We start from the raw sequence: 17,822 nt of genomic DNA on the forward strand, positions 1-17,822 counted from the left end.
ATGCTCCGGCCAATGTATACAAGGGGTTACGCGGCGAATGGCACCGTTTTCCCCCTGTAGGAGCGACGCCAGTCGCGACAGGCTATCGGTAAAGCCCCATCGCGACTGACGTCGCTCCTACAAGGGCTGGAAATCAAGCTCGCCTTACTTGAGCTTGATTTCCTTCAGGCGCTCTTCCAGGAAACCGTGGGCGGTGATCGCCTGCGGGTAGCGGCTGGGGTTGTCCCCGCTCACGCAGGACGGCAGCACGTCGATCAGGAAATCCGGGTTCGGGTGCAGGAAGAACGGCACCGAGTAACGCGGCTGGCGCGCCTGCTCGCCCGGGGGGTTGACCACGCGGTGGATGGTCGAGGGGTACACGTGGTTGGTCAGGCGCTGCAGCATGTCGCCGATGTTGACCACGATGGTGTCCTCGTCGGAGGTGAACGGCACCCACTCGCCCTGCTTGGACTGCACCTCCAGGCCCGCGGCGCTGGCACCGACCAGCAGGGTGATGAAGTTGATGTCGCCATGGGCGCCGGCGCGCACGTTGGGAATGTCGTCGGCGGTGATCGGCGGGTAGTGGATCGGGCGCAGGATCGAGTTGCCGTTGTCGGTCTTGTCGGCGAAGTAGTCCTCCGGCAGGCCGATGTGCAGCGCCAGCGCCGACAGCACCCGCGACCCCAGGTTGTCCAGCGCCTGGTACAGGCCATAGCCGCGCGCCTTGAATCCGGGCACCTCCTCCGGCCACAGGTTCGGCGGCATCACCTCGCGGTACTTGGAATCGTCCGGGATCTCGCGGCCGATGTGCCAGAACTCCTTCAGGTCGAAGTGCCTGGAACCCTTGGCCGTCTCCACGCCGAACGGGGTGTAGCCGCGCGCGCCGCCGCCACCGGGCACGTGGTACTTGCGCTTGACCTCGTCGGGCAGCGCGAAGAACGCCTTGAACGCATCGTAGGCCGCGTCGATCTCGGCCTGCGGGATGCCGTGGTTGCGGATGCCGGCAAATCCCCATTCGCGGTAGGCGGCGCCCAGCTCGGCCACGAAGGCCTCGCGGTCGCTGTCGAAGCGGGTGATGTCGAGGGTGGGAATACGGGAAGTCATCTCATTGCTCCAGGGGAATGGGAACGGTGGCGCCATTGCAGCCCACCGCCCCGGGTACAGCCATGATCCAGCTCAAACCGACGCGGCGGCGGCCCGTACCGCGTCGGCAAGGCGCTCCAGGGTCGCCTGCATCAGCGCGGCGTCGTCGGCTTCCACCGTGACCCGCACCACCGGTTCGGTACCGGAAGGCCGCAGGAACGCCCGGCCACGCCCGGCCACCGCCGCCTGCGCCTGCGCCAGTGCCTGCTGCACGGCGGCGCTTTCCACCGCGGCGCGCGCGCCCTGTTCCAGACGCACGTTGATCGTCTTCTGCGGCACCTGCGACAAACCCGCCAGGGCCTGGCGCAGCGACTGGCCGGTGGCCTTGAGCGCTTCCAGCACCTGCAGCGCGCTGACGATGGCGTCGCCGGTGGTGGCGCGGTCCAGGCACAGCAGGTGCCCGGAGGCCTCGCCGCCGAGCACGCCGCCGCCTTCGACCAGCGCCTGGTGCACGTAGCGGTCGCCGACCTTGCTGCGCACGAACGGGATCTGCAGCTGCGCCAACGCCTGCTCCAGTCCGTAGTTGGTCATCAGCGTACCGACCACCGGCCCGCGCAACCGGCCCCTGGCCTGCCAGGCCCGGGCCAGCACGTACAGCAGGCCATCGCCGTCGACCGGGTTGCCCTGGTCGTCGGCCATCAGCACGCGGTCGCCGTCGCCGTCGAAGGCGATGCCGAGATCGGCGCCGGTCTCGCGCACCTTGGCGGCCAGGCTGTCGATGTGCATCGAGCCCACGCCGTCGTTGATGTTCAGCCCGTTCGGCTCGGCGCCGATGGCCACCACCTCGGCGCCCAGTTCGCGGAACAGCAGCGGTGCGATGTGGTAGGTGGCGCCGTGGGCGCAGTCCAGCACCACCTTCATGCCGCGCAGGTAGAAGTCGCGCGGCACGCTGGCCTTGCAGAACTCGATGTAGCGGCCGACCGCGTCGCGGGCGCGCATCGCCTTGCCCAGCTTCTGCGAGTCCACCGTGGCGAACGGCGTGTCGAGCGCGGCCTCCAGCGCCAGCTCGGTGGCATCGTCGAGCTTCTCGCCCTCGGCCGAGAAGAACTTGATGCCGTTGTCGTAGTGCGGATTGTGCGAGGCGCTGATGACGATGCCGGCGTCGGCGCCCAGGGTATGGGCGAGGAACGCCACCGCCGGGGTCGGCATCGGTCCGAGCAACTGCACGTCGGCGCCGGCGGCGACCAGCCCGGCCTCCAGCGCGGCCTCGAACATGTAGCCGGAGATGCGGGTGTCCTTGCCGATCACCACCGTCGGCCGGCGCCCGGTGTTCTCGACCAGCACCCGGCCCAGCGCGTTGCCCAGGCGCAGCACGAAGTCGGCGGAGATCGCGCCCTGGCCGACCCGACCGCGGATGCCGTCGGTGCCGAAGTACCTGCGGGCCGCCATCAGGCGGCCGCCTGGTCGGCCGCAGGCCGCTCCTGGCGCATCATCATCGCCAACAGGTCGGCCAGCCGCTCGCGCATCTGGCGGCGGTCGCAGATCTGGTCGATGGCGCCGTGCTCGAGCAGGAACTCCGAGCGCTGGAAGCCTTCCGGCAGTTTCTCGCGCACGGTCTGCTCGATCACGCGCGGGCCGGCGAAGCCGATCAGCGCCTGCGGCTCGGCGATGTTGATGTCGCCCAGCATCGCGAACGAGGCCGACACGCCGCCGGTGGTCGGATGGGTCAGCACCGAGATGTACGGCAGCCCGGCCGCGCGCAGCCGGCCCAGCGCCGCGGAGGTCTTGGCCATCTGCATCAGCGAGAACAGGCCTTCCTGCATGCGCGCGCCGCCACTGGCGGAGAAGTTGACGAAGGGGCAGCCCAGTTCCAGCGCGGTCTCGGCCGCCAGCGCGAAACGCTCGCCGACCACCGAGCCCATCGACCCCCCCATGTAGGCGAAATCGAACGAGGACGCCACCAGCGGCCGGCCCTTGAGCAGGCCGCGCATGGCGACCAGCGCGTCGTATTCGCCGGTGTTCTTCTGGGTGGCCTTGATGCGTTCGCTGTACTTCTTCTGGTCCTTGAACTTCAGCACGTCGGTCGGCCCCAGGCGGGGGGCGATCTCGGTGGTGCTGTCGGCGTCGAACAGCGAGGCCAGCCGGGCACGGGCGCGGATGGCCATGTGGTGGCCGCACTTGGGACACACCTCCAGGTTCTCCGCCAGCTCGGGACGGTACAGCGCCGCGCCGCAGCTGCTGCACTTCTCCCACAGGCCTTCGGGAACGCTGCGCTTCTTGCTGGGGGTGTTGTCGGTACGGATGCCCGACGGCATCAATTTGCTGAGCCAACTCATGCGGGATGACGGTTCCGTTCAAGGCGGCCAGGACGGCCGCGACAGGGGCGACAGTCTAGCGCGCGGCGGCAAACCGACGGTAGCGTACAGAGGCGCCCCGCGCCGGCGGCAACCAGGCAAGTCCGGCAATGCCACGTTCGCGACCCGTCGCCCAGCGTCCCGCCCCGCCATCGTGCGACCGGCGCCGACGGCCGCCCCACCGGCTCCGCGACCGGCTGCCGGCCCGGCACTTCCGACGGCCTGCCGCCGCGCGAGGCAGCGCTGCCGGGACGGTCCACCGCGGCCGGCGAAGGCCACGGGCGCGACGCGACCGCGGCTGAAGGCGGCTCAGTCCGCGTCCAGCGCCCGCCGCAGCGGCTGCAGGAACGCCCCGGCACGTTGCGCCGCGGCGGCGACGTCGCCGGCATCGGCCATGGCCGCCACCAGCGCGCTGCCCACCACCACGCCCTCGGCATCGGCGGCCATGGCCGCGGCGCTGGCCGCATCCTTGATGCCGAACCCCGCCACCACCGGCACCTGCGCCTGTTGCCGCAAGGCCCGCAGGCGGGCGCCCGCCGCCTGGCTGTCCAACCGCTCGGAGGCGCCGGTGACGCCGGCGAAGCTCACGTAATACAGGTAGCCCTGCGCCATCGCGCACAGCTTGCCGACGCGGGCATCGGTCGTCGTCGGCGAGGCCAGCAGGATCAGGCCCAGTCCGGCGGCGGTGAAGATCTCCCGCGTCTCGGCGGCTTCTTCCGGCGGCAGGTCCACCAGCAGCACGCCGTCCACGCCGGCGGCCACCGCCTCCTCGGCGAAGCGCGCGGTGCCGTGGATCTCGACCGGGTTCAGGTACCCCATCAGCACCACCGGGGTCGCCGCGTCGTCGCGGCGGAAGGCGTTGACCGTCTCCAGCACGTAGCGCAGGCCGGCGCCGCGGGCCAGCGCGCGCTCGGAGCTGCGCTGGATGGTCGGGCCGTCGGCCATCGGGTCGGAGAACGGCACGCCCAGCTCGATGACGTCGGCGCCGGCGGCGACCAGCGCATGCATCACCGGGACGGTCGCCTCCAGCGACGGATCGCCGGCGGTGATGAAGGGAATCAACGCCTTGCGGCCGCTGGCGCGCAGCGCGGCGAAGCGTTCGTCGATCCGGGACACGGGCATCAGGCACATCCTTCTATGAGTTCGACGGAGTCGCTGGCGCCCCAGTACACGGACGTCACCACCCCGTCATCGAGTTCGACGCGGATCGCCAGATCCGAGCCCGGGTCCTGCCAGGTCAGGTAGTGACCGGTTTCCGGCACATAGGCATGCGGGGAGAACACCGCCCCGGCGGGCAGGCGTTCCAGCGCCTGCTCGCGGCTGATGCCCGCCGTCAGGCCGAACGGCCCCACCGGCTGCCGGATGGCGCCGTCCTCCTCCGTCGCCACGTCCAGGTCGAAGCGCACCACCACGTCGTCCTGCACCATCATCGACACGCCTTCGGGCAGCAGCCCGCCGGAGTAGTACTCGCAACCGCCGCCTTCGAGTATTTCCAGCAGGCCGGCCGCCTGCCACTGCCCCTGCGCGGCAAGGTCGGCATAGCGCTGCCCGACCAGTACCGGACCGGCGTGGTCCAGGCGGGTCTCGGCGACGGCCGGCGGCGCGGCATCCGCCGCTTCCGGCGGGGGCGGTGCATCGGCGGCATCGACGTCGACCGCTGCAGCTTCAGGGGCCACCGGCGCGGGCGTGGTGGCGGCCGGCACCGCCGCGACCTCCTGCTCCGCCGGCGCGCAGGCGGCCAGCGACAGCGCGAGCATGGCGGCGACGGCCGGTCCGGGTTGCCGGCTCACAGCACGATCCCCTCGCGCGCGGCGATGGTGTGCACGTCCTTGTCGCCGCGACCGGACAGGTTGCACAGCACCAGCTTGTCCTTCGCCAGGCCGCGCGCCAGCTTGATCGCCTGCGCCACCGCGTGGCTGGATTCCAGCGCGGCGAGGATGCCTTCGGTATGCGCCAGCAGGTGGAACGCGGCCAGCGCCTCGTCGTCGGTGATGCCCAGGTAGGTCGCGCGGCCGGCATCGGCCAGGAACGCATGCTCGGGGCCGACGCCCGGATAGTCCAGGCCGGCGGAGACCGAGTGGGTCTCGATGATCTGGCCGTCGTCGTCGCAGATCACGTAGGTGCGGTTGCCGTGCAGCACGCCCGGGCGGCCGGCCGAGATCGACGCGGCATGGCGGCCGCTGGCGATGCCGTCGCCGGCGGCCTCGGCGCCGTAGATCGCCACGTCGCGGTCGTTGAGGAAGGCGTGGAACAGGCCGATGGCGTTGCTGCCGCCGCCGACGCAGGCGGTGATCGCGTCCGGCAGGCGGCCGTAGTCGGCCAGCATCTGCGCCCGCGCCTCGCGGCCGACGATGGCGTTGAAGTCGCGCACCATGCGCGGGTACGGGTCCGGGCCGGCGACGGTGCCGATGATGTAGAAGGTGTCCTGGACATTCGTCACCCAGTCGCGCATCGCCTCGTTGAGCGCGTCCTTGAGCGTGGCCGAGCCGGAAGTCACCGGCACCACCGTGGCGCCCAGCAGCTTCATCCGGTAGACGTTGATCTTCTGCCGCTCGATGTCGGTGGCGCCCATGTAGACCACGCACTCCAGGCCCAGCCGCGCGGCCACGGTGGCGCTGGCCACGCCATGCTGGCCGGCGCCGGTCTCGGCGATGATCCGGGTCTTGCCCATGCGGCTGGCCAGCAGCGCCTGGCCGATGGTGTTGTTGATCTTGTGCGCGCCGGTGTGGTTCAGGTCCTCGCGCTTGAGCAGGATCTGCGCCCCGCCCACTTCGCGGCTGAGCCGCTCGGCCTGGTAGATCGGGCTGGGGCGGCCGACGTAGTGGGCCAGGTCCTTGTCGTAGGCGGCGATGAAGGCCGGATCGCGGCGCGCCGCGTCGTAGGCATCGGCCAGCTCGCGCAGCGGCCCGATCAGGGTCTCGGCGACGAAACTGCCGCCATAGCGGCCGAAATGGCCGTCGGCGTCGGGGTAGGCGTGGAAATCGGGAATCGGGGCGGACATGGCGGTTCTGCCTGGGCAAATCAGGCAGACACTTTATCGCACACACAACCCTTTAAAAATGGATAAAGTCTGACCTTTGATGTGAGAAAAAATCACATGCCGACTGCCCGCCCGCTGCCCTCGCTCAATGCCCTGCGCGCTTTCGAGGCCGCCGCCCGGCTGCGCAGTGTCAGCGCTGCGGCGGCGGAACTGCACGTGACCCACGGCGCGGTCAGCCGGCAACTGCGCTTGCTGGAAGAGGAGCTGGGCGTGCCCTTGTTCGAGCGCGACGGCCGCGGCATCCGCCCCACCGCCGCCGGCCGGCAACTGCGCGAGGCCGCCGGCGCCGCCTTCGCCCTGCTGCGCGATGCGGTGGCGGAACTGCGCCGGCCGGTGCGGCCGAATGCGCTGGTGCTCGGCTGCCCCGGCAGCGTGCTGGCGCGCTGGATGATCCCGCGCCTGCAGGCACTGCAGCGCGACCTGCCCGGACTGACCCTGCACCTGTCCGCCCACGAGGGCGAATTCGGCCCGTCGCTGGAAGGACTGGATGCGGCGCTGCTGATCGGCCAGGCGCCCTGGCCGGCCGACTGGGAAGTGCATGCACTGGCGCCGGAGCGGATCGGCCCGGTGCTGTCCCCTGCCCTGGCCGCGACCCTGGCCCCGCCCGGCAGCGGAGCGCAGGCGCTGCTGCGGCAAGCGCTGCTGCACACCGCCTCGCGACCGCAGGCGTGGCCGGCCTGGGCGCGGGCACACGGGCTCGACCCGACGGCGCTGCGTTACGGCACCGGCTTCGAGCACCTGTATTACCTGCTCGAAGCTGCGGTGGCCGGCCTCGGCGTGGCCATCGCCCCCGAGCCATTGGTCGCCGACGACCTGGCCAGTGGCCGCCTGATCGCCCCGTGGGGCTTCGTCGACACCGAGGGCTGCTGGGCGCTGTGCTCCACCAGCGACCGCAACGATCCGCGCGTGCCGGAGCTGGCCGGCTGGCTGCGGCGGCAGCTGGCTTGAAGCGGACGTTGTCCAGCGCCTTGCAGGAACGACAGTAGGAGCGACGTGAGTCGCGAAGCGCGTAATGCTTGCCAGCCGGGAAACCGGAAGCATCGCGACTGACGTCGCTCCTGCACGATGGTTCCCGCAGCCGCTCGCGGTGGATGCTGCGCATTCCATCGGCGATGGCGATCGATTGCCCGTGCACGTGGCGCGGCCTTGACCGGACGCCATCTGCAGCACTGCAGGAGCGACGCCAGTCGCGAAGCGCGTGGTGTTCGCCAGCCGAAGAGCCGGAAGCTCGCGACTGACGTCGCTCCTACAAGGGCCCCCGGGGTCGTTCCTGCCGGTCCTCAGCCCTGGGTCGGCGCCGCCAGCCGCTGCTGCACGTCCTCGCGCAGGCGCGCCAGTTCGGTTTCCGCCTGCTGGCGCTGCTGCATGCCCTCGCGGTGGATGTTGCGCACCTCCTCGACGGTGGCGATCAACTGCTCGTGCACGTGGCGCAGGGTGGCCACGTCGATCACCGCGCGCTGGTTGGCCTTGGCCGTGTCCACCGAGGTCTGCCGCATCAGCTCGGCATTGCGGCGCATCAGCTCGTTGGTGGCGTCGTCGATGGCGTTGGACAGCTCCACCGCGTTCTTCTGCTCGTTGAGCGAGAGCTGGATCGCGAACTGGCGCTTCCACGACGGGATGGTGATGTCGCGCACCGCGTTGAACTTTTCGATCAGCTGGATCGCGTTGGCCTGGATCAGCCGGATCATCGGCAGCGACTGGTCGGCCGCGTGCTGCATCACCACCAGGTCGCCGATGCGCTTGTCGAGCAGGCGGATGGCGTTGTCGATCTCGCCGCGGCGGATGCGCGTCTCCGGGTCCTCGGCGCCGAGCAGCGCCTGGTGCTGGCGCACCAGCTCGGCCAGCCGCAGCTTGCCGGCGGCGATGTGCAGGCCCAGGCTCTGGCGTTCCTCGCGCACCATCCCGTGCATGCGGTCGAATTCGCCCACGCGCTGGCCCATGGTCGCCTGCTGCGCGGCGACGTCGCCCATCAGCTGTTCGATCTGGCGATTGGTGTCGCTGAACTTCTGCACCAGCTCGCCCTTGGAGACGCGCAGGCGGTCGATCAGGGCGCCGATCACCGGCACCTTCGAGCGCTCGTTGAGGCCGTCGAGCTTGAGCGAGCGCGCGATCCGCACCACCTCGCCGAGCTTCTCGCCGGAATCGCCGAGGTCGCGGTTGCGCACCTGGTCGAGCAGCTGGCTGGAGAACGCGGCGCTCTTGCCGGCGGCCTCGCGGCCGAACACGTGCAGGTTGCCGGGGCTGATGTCCTCCAGCGTGCGCGCGATCTCCTCGATCCGCGGCCGGTCCGCATCGGTCAGCCCCAGCGCCTTGAGTCCGGCCTCGTCCAGACCCGGCGCGGTGGCGACCGGTACCAGGGTGTTTTCCTGCGTCATCTGCGAAATCTCCTGAAAACGGTGCGCGCCCGGGCGCACGAAGAGCGATGGGAAGTCCGGTTCAGCGCAGTCTAGCCTGCATCGCGGCGACCTCGGCCACGATCTGGTCGTGGCTGCGCGCCGAGGCGGCCAGGCGCGCCGGCTCGCGGGCGGCGCGCTCGGCCAGCGCGTTCTGCTCCCAGGCCGGCAGCAGCACGTCGCGGATGCGGCGGTAGCGCTCCAGCAGTTCCAGTCCCTGGGCGTGCAGCAGCCGCAGTTGCGCCGCATCCATGCGCCGGGTCGCGGCGACGCCGCGCAGATGGTCGAGCCGCCGGCGCAGCCGCGCCTGCGGCGTGTCGGTGGCCCAGCCGTCCGCGGCCCCTGCCCCGTCCACCACCGGGTCCTGCAGCAGCAACACCGCGGCATCGGCCCAGCGTTCGATCGCCGCGGCGCCGGCTTCGGCGTGCGTGGCGGCGTCCGCGCGCCGCATCACCGCCGCTTCCAGCGCGTCGGCATGGCGGTCGCTGCGCACCAGCAGCACGCCCAGCTGCGCACGCAGCGTCTCGGCCTGCGCCTGCGCCTCCACGTCGCGCCCGAGCAGGCGCCCGAACAGGCCGCTGGCCCGGCGCAGTGCGCGCGGGTCGCGCGACTGCAACGCCAGGCGGATGTTGTCCATTTCCGCCACCAGCGCGGCCGCGGCGGCTTCGTCGCCATCGTCCGGCATGGCCGGCGCCAGTGCCACTGCCAGCACCGGGGTGCCGTAGCCGGCCACCGCCAGCGCATCGGCCAGGTCCACCGGCGGGACCGGCGGCTGCGGCCAGCCGGCGATGTCGGCCCGGCCGCCGTTCACACCTTGTCGTCGCCCGAGGGCAGCGGGCTGGGCGGCACGCTCGAATCGCCGTAGAAATGCCGGACCAGCGCCTCGTCCAGCGCCCGCTCCTGCGCGGTGCGGGCGCGGCGAGCCTTTGCAGCCGGCCGCGCCTCGCCGGCGCTGGCGGCGCGGGTGCGCAGCAGTTCGGTCAACGCCATCAGCGCGTCGCCGACCTTGGCCTGGTGCCCCTGCGACTCGCGCACCGCCTGCAGCACCGGCTCCAGGACCGTCTGCAACGACTCGGGCAATCCTTCCAGCGGATGGGCCGGCGCGGCCGCCTGCGGTTCGCGCCGGGCCGCCAGCTCCTGCAGCAGTTCCAACAGCCGCTGCCACGGCACCTGCGGCTCGACCGGCGCGGCGGCCGGCTCGCTGCGCAGCTCCTGCAGGCCGCTGGCGATGTCGGCCAGCTGCGCCACCACCCGCCCGCCGACATCGGCGTCGTCGGCACCCATGGCCTTGTTGCGCAGGAAGTCGCGCTTGATCTGCGCCCAGCGCGCGGCCTCCTCGTCCGACAGCACGCCGCGCAGCTCGGCCAGCTTGAGCAGGTTCTCCTCGGCGCCGGTGGTCAGCAACTGCGCCTCGCCCTGGTAGTGGTCGGAGATCAGCTGCTGCAGCTCGGCCTCGTTCATCACCGGCGAGATCTTCTCGGCCAGCTTGTTCATGTTGCGGTAGCTGCCCTGCAGCCTGAACGGCGGCTCGGTGCGGTAGCGGTCGTCCTGCGCGGCGCTGGCGATGTATTGCTGGTTGACGCGATACACCACGTCGCGCACGCGCAGCATGCGTTGCAGGGTGGCGACGATCTCGTTGACTTCCGCGCCGCTGTAGGCGTGGCTGAGCGCGTTGGTGGAGACGTCCTTGCCCTGCGCACGCTCGACCAGCAGGTACAGGTCGGCCAGGTCGCGGGTGGCCAGCGGCGCCAGCACCGGGTTGGAGGTCAGGCTGTTCTCGATGTAGCTCAGGGTGAAGGCGTCCTCCATGCCGCCGAGCACGTCGCCGAGGTTATAGATGTCGGCGCGGTTGGCCAGCATGTCCGGGATCTTGAACACCTCGCCGGACTCGGTGTACGGGTTGCCGGCCATCACCACGCAGAATTTCTTGCCGCGCATGTCGTAGGTGCGGGTGCGGCCCTTCCACACGCCCTCGATGCGGCGGGTGCCGTCGCACAGGGAGATGAACTTCTGCAGGAACTCGGGGTGGGTGTGCTGGATGTCGTCGACATACAGCATGGTGTTGTTGCCCATCTCCAGCGCCAGGTTGAGCTTTTCCAGCTCCTGCCGCGAGGTCGCGTCCGGCGCCTGCGCCGGATCCAGCGAGCGCACCTCGTGGCCCAGCGCCGGGCCGTTGATCTTCATGAAGACCAGCCCGAGGCGATTGGCGACGTACTCCATCAGCGTGGTTTTGCCGTAGCCCGGCGGCGAGATCATCATCAGCAGGCCCATCAGGTCGCTGCGCTTGTTCTCGCCGACCGCGCCCATCTGCTTGGCCAGATTGTCGCCGATCACGCCCAGATAAACGTCGTTGATCAGCTTGTTGCGCACGAAAGAGGACAGCGGCCGCGCCTTGAACTCGGACAGCCGCAATGCGTCGCGCTCGCGCGCGGCGATGCGCTGGCGCACCGCTTGATAACGATGGAAGCCGGCGACGAACACCTCGTTGTGGTGCTGCAGCCGGGCCAGGAAATCGTCCACCGGGAAGGTCATGCGCCCCTCGGCGATGCGCGGGTGCTCGCCCAGCAGCCCTTCTACTGTCGCCATCAATGCCAGGTCGTGGACGCGGCTGCGCAGCTCGCGGGTGGTCAGCAGCATCGCCGCCGCTTCCGGCACGTAGTTGCACAGCGGCGCGAACGCCGGATCGCGGCACAGGCCGTCCAGCCATTGCGTGGCCAGCACCCAGCCGGCGGCGGTCTTGCCGCGCTGGCGTTCCAGTTGCTTGTCGAAGTCCTCGCGCAACCCGGCCGCTTCCAGCCGCTGGCGCAGGCCATCGGCCAGTTCGCGGGCGTAACGGCTGAAGCCGAACACCGGTTCGCCCTGCGCCAGTTCCGCCGCCAGGTAGGCCGCGGCGGCCGGCGCCAGCGACGCCGGCAACCCGGATGCGTCGGCGAACGCGGCCAGCGCCTCGGCCATCTCCGCGCGCAGCGCCTCCAGCCCGTCGCGCGAGCCGAACAGGCGGAAGATCGCCTCGGCGCCGGCCTGACGCGCGGTCCACTGCGCCACGTCCTCGCGGCGCTGGTGCGCGGCCCAGAACAGCAGCGCCAATGCCCGCGCGCGCGGGGCGTGGATCAGCGCGCCGGCGTTCTGGTGCAGCGGCAGCAGCGCGCGCAGGATCAGCGTTGCATCGTGGTCGTGGATGCCGCGCTCGTAGCCCTCGCGGTAGCGCGGGGCGGCGAACTCACGCACGCTGCGCGCCAGCGCCTCGGGGTCGGCCAGCTGCTGGCGCAGTGCGTCGAGCGACAGGCCATCGCGCCCCTGCTCGGCCGCCAGCAGCAGGCTGCCGGCCAGATATTCGCCGCGATAAAGCTGCGGCGATTCCGAATCCAGCGACACCTGCCAGTACGGCTGCAGCGCGGCCAGTTCGTCGTCGTGGATCGGCTCCAGGTAGTCGGTACCGGTCAGGTGCAGCGCCAGTTCGTCGCCGCGCGGCAGGATGGTCAAGTCCAGTGGCTGGGTGTTGACGCTGAAACGGTGGCGCGGGCCGAGCCGGATCACGTTGCCGCCGGCCTCGAACAGGTCGCTGCGGTCGCGCAGCGCGCGCACCGCCTGGTCGCGCACGCCCTTGAGCCGGGCCTCGACGTCGTCGGCCTTGACGCTGTCGCGGTAACCGCGCAGGCGCTCGGCCAGTTCGCGCAGCTTGAGGATCAGCGGGTCGCCGGCGAAGAACGCGTTGAGCTCGTCGGCGCTGGTGAAGCGCTCGGTGCGGCGGCCGAGGCCGTCGAGGATGCGGTTGGCCGCGTCCAGCACCGAGCGCGCCTTGCGCTGGCGCTCGTCGAGCAGCGCCTGCTTGTGGGTCTCGAACGCCTCGACCAGTTCCTCGCGCTTGCCGAGGATGTCGCCCAGGAACTGCTCGTGCTCGCCGAACTGGCTCTCCAGTTCCTCCAGCTGCACCATCAGCCGCGACAGCTGCTCGTCGGCGCGTTCGGGATCGGTGGCCAGCGCCAGCGCGCTGGTGATGGCCTGCCCGAACAGCGCGAACTGCGCGGCGAACTGGGCCACCGCCTCGGCCGAGCCCAGCGTCCTGCGGCGCTGGTCGGCACGCGCGCGCGCCTGGTTCAGCCGCGCATAGACCTCCGACACCGCCTCCACCACCCGGGTGCGGGCGCTGGCGTCGTCCACCTTCAGCCCGGCCATCAGCTCGGACAGCATGTCCAGGTCGGCCGACATCGCCTGCATCGCCTGCAGCTGCTCGGCCAGTTCGCGCGCGGTGGCGGCGGCCTGCGCGGCCGCGTCCAGTTCCTGCAGGCGCTCATTGAACGGCGCCAGCGCGCCCTCGCTGCCGAGGAACTCGCCGGTGGCCACGCCGACCCGTTCGTGCGCCTGCTGCAGCGCCGCGCCCATCGCATCGATGGCATCGGTGTCGATGTAGCGGTAGTCGCGGATGGTGAGCAGGTGTCCGCGCTGGGCGCCGATCTCGTTCAGCGCCTCGACGAACGCCTGCACCGTCGCCCAGTTCTGCGGCTGCAGGCGCGCCAGCAGCGCCTTGTGCGCACGCGTGGCCTCCTGCATCGCGCGGTCGGACTGCTGGCGGATCGACTGCACCTTCTCGTATTCGTCCAGCACCGCCTCGCCGGTGGCGGTGATGCCGTGCAGCAGCGTCACCGCGCCGTCGCAGTGCTCGTCGTCCAGCCAATGGTGGGCGTCGAACAGGCGCCGGGCATCGTCGACCAGCCGCTGGTAGCGCTGCACCGACACGTCCTCGCCCTCGATGGCGCGGCTCAGGCCCAGCAGGTTGGAGATGCCGCGCACCAGCTCGGCATTGCCGATGCGGCCCATGAAGGTGTTGCCCGGCGGTCGGCTGGCGGCGAACTCGTCGCTGCTGAACGGGGTCTGCCACACCTGCATCGGATGGATGCGGGTGGGCTCGCTGCCCTCGGCATGGAACAGCACCATGCGCCCGTCCTGCAGCCGCGCGTAGCCGTGGCCGAAGATCGGGTTCTGCAGCGCCCGCTGGATGGTGTTGTAGACGAACAGCGCCGACTTGCCGCCTTCGCGCTCGTAGAAGATGTACAGCACGTCCTCGCCGTTGGGCGAGCGGATGGAACGCTTGAACTGCATGCCGTCCATGCCGGCCTCGAACGCCTTGTGCTCGCCGCTCTGCAGGTAGTAGCCGCCGGGAAAGATGATGCCGTGGTCCTCGGGCAGCTGCACGCAGGCCTGGACGATGGCGTCGTTGCGCAGGATCTTGCCGGTGAGGGTGTTGTAGATCAGCCCGCGCCACTGGCTTTCCCGGTACGGCAGCACCTTGAGCAGGATCAGCGAACCGACCCGGGCGAAGTCGAACTGGGCGTCGTCCAGCGACTGGGTGGTGTCCTCGACCGGCTCGCTGTAGATCCCCTGGCCGGTCTCGGTGTTGTTCTCGACCTTGACGGTGAGGTCGCCGCCGGTGGTCTCGACGAACAGCGTGTCGAGGATGTTCAGGTGCGGATGGCGGCCGCTGACCATCATCTCGCGGGTGGCGCGGGTCCATTCGAAATCGAACGGCGGCGGCAGCGCGATGTCGCGCTCGCCGCGGGCGTCGAGGTAGGTCAGCTCGCCGGCGGCGTCGATGGCCCAGCGGAACACGCGCACGTCGCTGCTGCGCTCGCCGATCTGGAACGCGGCCAGCAGCTTGCCGCCGGCCACGATCAGCTGCAGCAGCCGCGCATGCTTGTAATAGGCGTACAGCTCGCCGAAATCGTGGACGAAGCCGGGCTGGGACAGGAACGTGCCCTTGAAATCCACCGGTGCGACGTCGTAGCCGTCCTCGCCCTTGACCAGCCGGTACAGGCCGAACACGTCCTCGATCCGGGTCTGCGTCTTCAGGCCGATGAACACGTTGTAGCCGAACAGCAGCTGGTCGGCGCCGATCTGCACGATGTCGCGGCCGACGCAGTTGTTCCCGGTACGGATGCGGAAGCGGCCGACCACCTCCAGCCTGCTGTCGCCGAACTCGGCCAGGCGTTGCGCGTTGAGCGCCTCCACCACCTGGCGCAGGCGCTGGCCCTGTTCGCCCAGGCGCCGGCGCAGGACCTCGTAGGCGCCGCCCTGGGCGACGGCCTGGTCGACCTGCGCCTGGGACGCGCCGTCCTGGTTGGCGTCGGGAGTGGATACGGATTCGGACATCGTCGGCGGCTCCTGCCGGCTGGCGGACAGACAGGCCCACGCCAGCGTGGGCCATCACGCGGGGGCGCGTGGCGACCTGGGCCGCCACGCGACTGGCTGGATTCAGCTCGGGTCGGCCTGCACCGCCGCCGCTGCGGCGCCGTCGCCGGCGATCCGGCGGGCGTCCGGCTGGCGGACGACGCCGAGGTAGCGCTGCATCAGGTCCTGCAGGATCGGGCTCTTGTCGGCCAGGCCCTCGATCGAGCGGCCCAGCGAAACCGCCTTGACCAGGTTTTCGAACATGCCGCCGTCGCCACCCACCAGGTCGATGTCGGCCTTCTCCAGCGCCACCGCCAGCATCTCGGCGTTCTCCTTGGACACTTCCTTGCCGGCATCGATCGACGCCAGCGCCTGCTTCAGGCTGGTGTCGAGCATCATCCGGAACTCCTCGTGGCCGCGGGCGCTGTCGCTGAGCGCGTCGATCGCCTGGAACTTGCGGGTCAGGCCCTCGGCCTCGGCGAACAGGCGCTTCTCCACCACGGTCGCCTCGGCCAGGCCGATCGATTCGGCCGCCGTCGCCTTGGCCTTGCCCATCGCTTCCTCGCCCTGGGCCTTGGCTCCCAGGGTCTGCGCCAGCACCTGCGCCTCGGCCGAGCCCTGCTTGAGGTTGGCATCGGCCTTGGCCTCGATCACCCGCGCCTCGGCCACGCCCACCTTCTCGATCGCCAGCGCGCCAGCTTCCTTGACCTGGGCCTCGGCCAGTCCGGGCGCCGCGCGCTCGGCGCGCACGCCTTCGGCCAGCAGCTTCTTGGCCTCGGCCTGCTTGCCCGAGGCCTCGAACTCGGCCTGCGCCAGGGTGGTGATCTCCACTGCGCGGTGCTTGGCCGCGGTCTCGCGCGCCTGCGCTTCCTTGACCTCGCGCACCAGCGCCTCCTGGGCCTTGGCCTCGGCCTCGAGGATGGTGACCTGCTTCTGGCGGTCGGCCTCGGACACCTCGCGCACTTCCTTGATGCGCTCCTCTTCCTGCGCCACGGTCTTGTCGATGGAGATGCGCTCGCGGGTGATGTTGGCCACGTCCATCTTGCCCTGCTCGACTACCTTGTCGCGCTCCACGCCCTGCAGCTGCACCTCGCGGTCGGTGGTGACCTGCTCCAGCGCGCGCGCGCGCTCCACGCGCTCGGCCTCGATGGCCACCGCGCGCTGGCGGTTCTGCTCGGCCACTTCCACCTCGCGCAGGCGATTCTGCTCGCGGATGTCGATCAGCTGCTGCGCCTCGATGCGGGCGTTCTCGGCCAGCTGGCGCTGCTCCTCCTGCACCTTCATGGTCTCGGCTTCCTCGCGCGCGCGGATGGTCTCCACCTCGCGCTTCTGCCGCGCCTCGGCCTCGGCCTGCTGGCGTTCGAGCGCCAGCAGCGCCTCGCGCGCTTCCACATTTTTCTTGGTGATCGCCAGCTTCTCGTTCTGCTCCAGCTCGTTGGTCACCACGTTCTGGGTCGCGGTCAGCTCGGTGATCTTGCGGATGCCCTCGGCGTCGAGGATGTTGTGCGGATCGAGCAGCAGCTTCGGGGTCTGCTCCAGGTAGTCGATCGCCACGTCCTCGAGCACGTAGCCGTTGAGGTCGTTGCCGATCACCGCGATGATTTCGTCGCGGAACTCCTGGCGCTTCTCGAACAGCTCGGTGAAGTCGAACTTCTTGCCCACCGTCTTCAGCGCCTCGGAGAACTTGGCGTTGAACAGCTCGTCCACCGCGTGCTTGTCCGAAGCACGGTCGGCGCCGATCGCCTTGGCCACCCGCAGCACGTCGGCCTGGGTCTCGTTGACCCGCAGGTAGAACGCCACCGCGATGTCGGCGCGCATGTTGTCGCGGCAGATCAGCCCCTCCTTGCCGCGGCGGTCGATCTGCAGGGTGATCAGGCTGATGCGCATCAGCTCGGCGCGGTACAGCACCGGGATGATCAGCGCGCCGGTGAAATGCACCTTGGGCGTGGAGCTCATGTCGTTGACGATCAGCGCAACGCCCTGGTCCACCTTGCGGTAGAACGCCTTGAACAGGCCGGCCACGCCCAGCAGCAATACCAGCAGGATGCCGATACCGATCAGGAAGGGGGCCATCGTCGCAAAACTCATCGGTGCATCTCCTTGTCTCCCGCTACGAGGGAAGTTGAAAACGGCAGGCCCCGGTAATCCTGTTCGCGGATCACCAGGTAATGGTTGTGTTCCTTGAGGTAATCGACCAGCACCACGCGCTCGCCGCGCAAATGGCGCATGCCGGGTTGCGCGCGCACCTGCAGCACCAGGCCGGCGCCGCCATCGTCGACGTTGGCATGGCCGGCGCGCTCGCTGGCTTCCGGCGAGGCGATCACGCCCACCTTGCCGAGCAGCGACTCCTGCGCCACCGGCCGCAGCCTGAGCAGCAGCCGCCGGATCGGCCGCAGTATCCACGCCGACAGCGGCACCGCCGGCACCAGCGCCAGCACCGCCACCGCAGCGCCGACGGCCCAGCGCAGCGGCGCGGCCAGGTGCTGCAGCACGAACAGGTGCACGAAATAGGTGGCCGTCCAGCCGAAAAACGCCAGCAGCACCACCACCAGCATCACCGGCGCGCCGCCCAGGCCCAGCCGCGAGAACATGCCGGAAATGCCGTGCATGCCATGCTCGCCGCTGGCGAAATCGCCGCCGTCGCCGAGACCGCCGTCGCTCAGGCCGCCGTCATCGACGATGCCGGTCGCCGCCAGCATCCAGTAGATCGCGGAGAAGGCCAGCACGATGCTGTACGGCAACGTGGGCCAGGTCAGCACGACATTCAGAAATTCCGCCATCCACTCCTTCCCTGTGACCATCGTCGCC

Annotated in this window: 12 protein-coding genes; 1 reads left to right on the forward strand and 11 read right to left on the reverse strand. The window is 70.3% G+C overall.

Annotated elements, in window-relative coordinates; translation table 11 throughout:
• Positions 1–144: 144 nt before the first annotated feature.
• From OK345_RS00180 to trpB, 6 genes are all read right to left on the reverse strand, one after another.
• Entirely contained in the window at positions 145–1,083 is a 939-nt protein-coding gene (locus OK345_RS00180; protein ID WP_265125120.1) for an isopenicillin N synthase family dioxygenase, read from the reverse strand.
• A gap of 72 nt (positions 1,084–1,155) precedes the next feature.
• Complete coding sequence (gene glmM, locus OK345_RS00185) at positions 1,156–2,511, reverse strand: phosphoglucosamine mutase (protein WP_265125122.1); 1,356 nt, start codon at positions 2,509–2,511, stop codon at positions 1,156–1,158.
• Positions 2,511–3,398, reverse strand: coding sequence for an acetyl-CoA carboxylase, carboxyltransferase subunit beta (gene accD / locus OK345_RS00190; RefSeq protein ID WP_265125124.1), 888 nt, complete (start codon positions 3,396–3,398; stop codon positions 2,511–2,513). Before accD ends, glmM begins: the two co-directional genes overlap by 1 nt.
• A 327-nt stretch (positions 3,399–3,725) precedes the next feature.
• Complete coding sequence (gene trpA, locus OK345_RS00195; protein WP_265154736.1) at positions 3,726–4,538, reverse strand: tryptophan synthase subunit alpha; 813 nt, start codon at positions 4,536–4,538, stop codon at positions 3,726–3,728.
• Positions 4,538–5,206, reverse strand: coding sequence for a hypothetical protein (locus OK345_RS00200; protein WP_265125126.1), 669 nt, complete (start codon positions 5,204–5,206; stop codon positions 4,538–4,540). The genes trpA and OK345_RS00200 overlap by 1 nt, the downstream gene beginning before the upstream one ends.
• A complete protein-coding gene (trpB, locus tag OK345_RS00205) occupies positions 5,203–6,417 on the reverse strand; it encodes a tryptophan synthase subunit beta (protein ID WP_265125128.1) in 1,215 nt (404 codons plus the stop codon). Before trpB ends, OK345_RS00200 begins: the two co-directional genes overlap by 4 nt.
• Before the next feature lie 96 nt (positions 6,418–6,513).
• Between trpB and OK345_RS00210 the strand changes: the two genes are divergently transcribed.
• Positions 6,514–7,404, forward strand: coding sequence for a LysR family transcriptional regulator (locus OK345_RS00210; protein WP_265125130.1), 891 nt, complete (start codon positions 6,514–6,516; stop codon positions 7,402–7,404).
• A 332-nt stretch (positions 7,405–7,736) separates the two neighbouring features.
• Here the strand turns inward: OK345_RS00210 and OK345_RS00215 are convergent, their stop codons facing one another.
• The 5 genes from OK345_RS00215 to OK345_RS00235 all read right to left on the reverse strand — a co-directional run bounded on the left by OK345_RS00215 (position 7,737) and on the right by OK345_RS00235 (position 17,794).
• Positions 7,737–8,831: a toxic anion resistance protein gene (locus OK345_RS00215; protein WP_265125131.1), complete on the reverse strand. Its 1,095-nt coding sequence runs from the start codon at positions 8,829–8,831 to the stop codon at positions 7,737–7,739.
• 61 nt (positions 8,832–8,892) lie between these two features.
• On the reverse strand, positions 8,893–9,660 hold the full coding sequence (locus OK345_RS00220; protein ID WP_265125132.1) for a hypothetical protein: 768 nt from the start codon (positions 9,658–9,660) through the stop codon (positions 8,893–8,895).
• The gene (locus OK345_RS00225) at positions 9,657–14,996 is read right to left on the reverse strand and encodes a DNA repair ATPase (protein WP_265125135.1); all 5,340 of its coding nucleotides are present in this window, start codon (positions 14,994–14,996) and stop codon (positions 9,657–9,659) included. Before OK345_RS00225 ends, OK345_RS00220 begins: the two co-directional genes overlap by 4 nt.
• Positions 14,997–15,098: 102 nt before the next feature.
• A complete protein-coding gene (locus OK345_RS00230) occupies positions 15,099–17,102 on the reverse strand; it encodes a flotillin family protein (RefSeq protein ID WP_265125137.1) in 2,004 nt (667 codons plus the stop codon).
• Positions 17,099–17,794: an OB-fold-containig protein gene (locus OK345_RS00235; protein WP_265125139.1), complete on the reverse strand. Its 696-nt coding sequence runs from the start codon at positions 17,792–17,794 to the stop codon at positions 17,099–17,101. Before OK345_RS00235 ends, OK345_RS00230 begins: the two co-directional genes overlap by 4 nt.
• Positions 17,795–17,822: the final 28 nt, after the last annotated feature.

The organism is Xanthomonas chitinilytica (assembly GCF_026107455.2).
GTDB lineage: Bacteria > Pseudomonadota > Gammaproteobacteria > Xanthomonadales > Xanthomonadaceae > Stenotrophomonas > Stenotrophomonas chitinilytica.

Bases quoted from the DNA above. Each gene is read 5' to 3' on its own strand.
- OK345_RS00180 (WP_265125120.1), bottom strand. From the start codon at position 1,083: ATGACTTCCCGTATTCCCACCCTCGACATCACCCGCTTCGACAGCGAC.
- glmM (WP_265125122.1), bottom strand. From the start codon at position 2,511: ATGGCGGCCCGCAGGTACTTCGGCACCGACGGCATCCGCGGTCGGGTC.
- accD (WP_265125124.1), bottom strand. From the start codon at position 3,398: ATGAGTTGGCTCAGCAAATTGATGCCGTCGGGCATCCGTACCGACAAC.
- trpA (WP_265154736.1), bottom strand. From the start codon at position 4,538: ATGCCCGTGTCCCGGATCGACGAACGCTTCGCCGCGCTGCGCGCCAGC.
- trpB (WP_265125128.1), bottom strand. From the start codon at position 6,417: ATGTCCGCCCCGATTCCCGATTTCCACGCCTACCCCGACGCCGACGGC.
- OK345_RS00210 (WP_265125130.1), top strand. From the start codon at position 6,514: ATGCCGACTGCCCGCCCGCTGCCCTCGCTCAATGCCCTGCGCGCTTTC.
- OK345_RS00215 (WP_265125131.1), bottom strand. From the start codon at position 8,831: ATGACGCAGGAAAACACCCTGGTACCGGTCGCCACCGCGCCGGGTCTG.
- OK345_RS00225 (WP_265125135.1), bottom strand. From the start codon at position 14,996: ATGTCCGAATCCGTATCCACTCCCGACGCCAACCAGGACGGCGCGTCC.
- OK345_RS00230 (WP_265125137.1), bottom strand. From the start codon at position 17,102: ATGAGTTTTGCGACGATGGCCCCCTTCCTGATCGGTATCGGCATCCTG.
- OK345_RS00235 (WP_265125139.1), bottom strand. From the start codon at position 17,794: ATGGCGGAATTTCTGAATGTCGTGCTGACCTGGCCCACGTTGCCGTAC.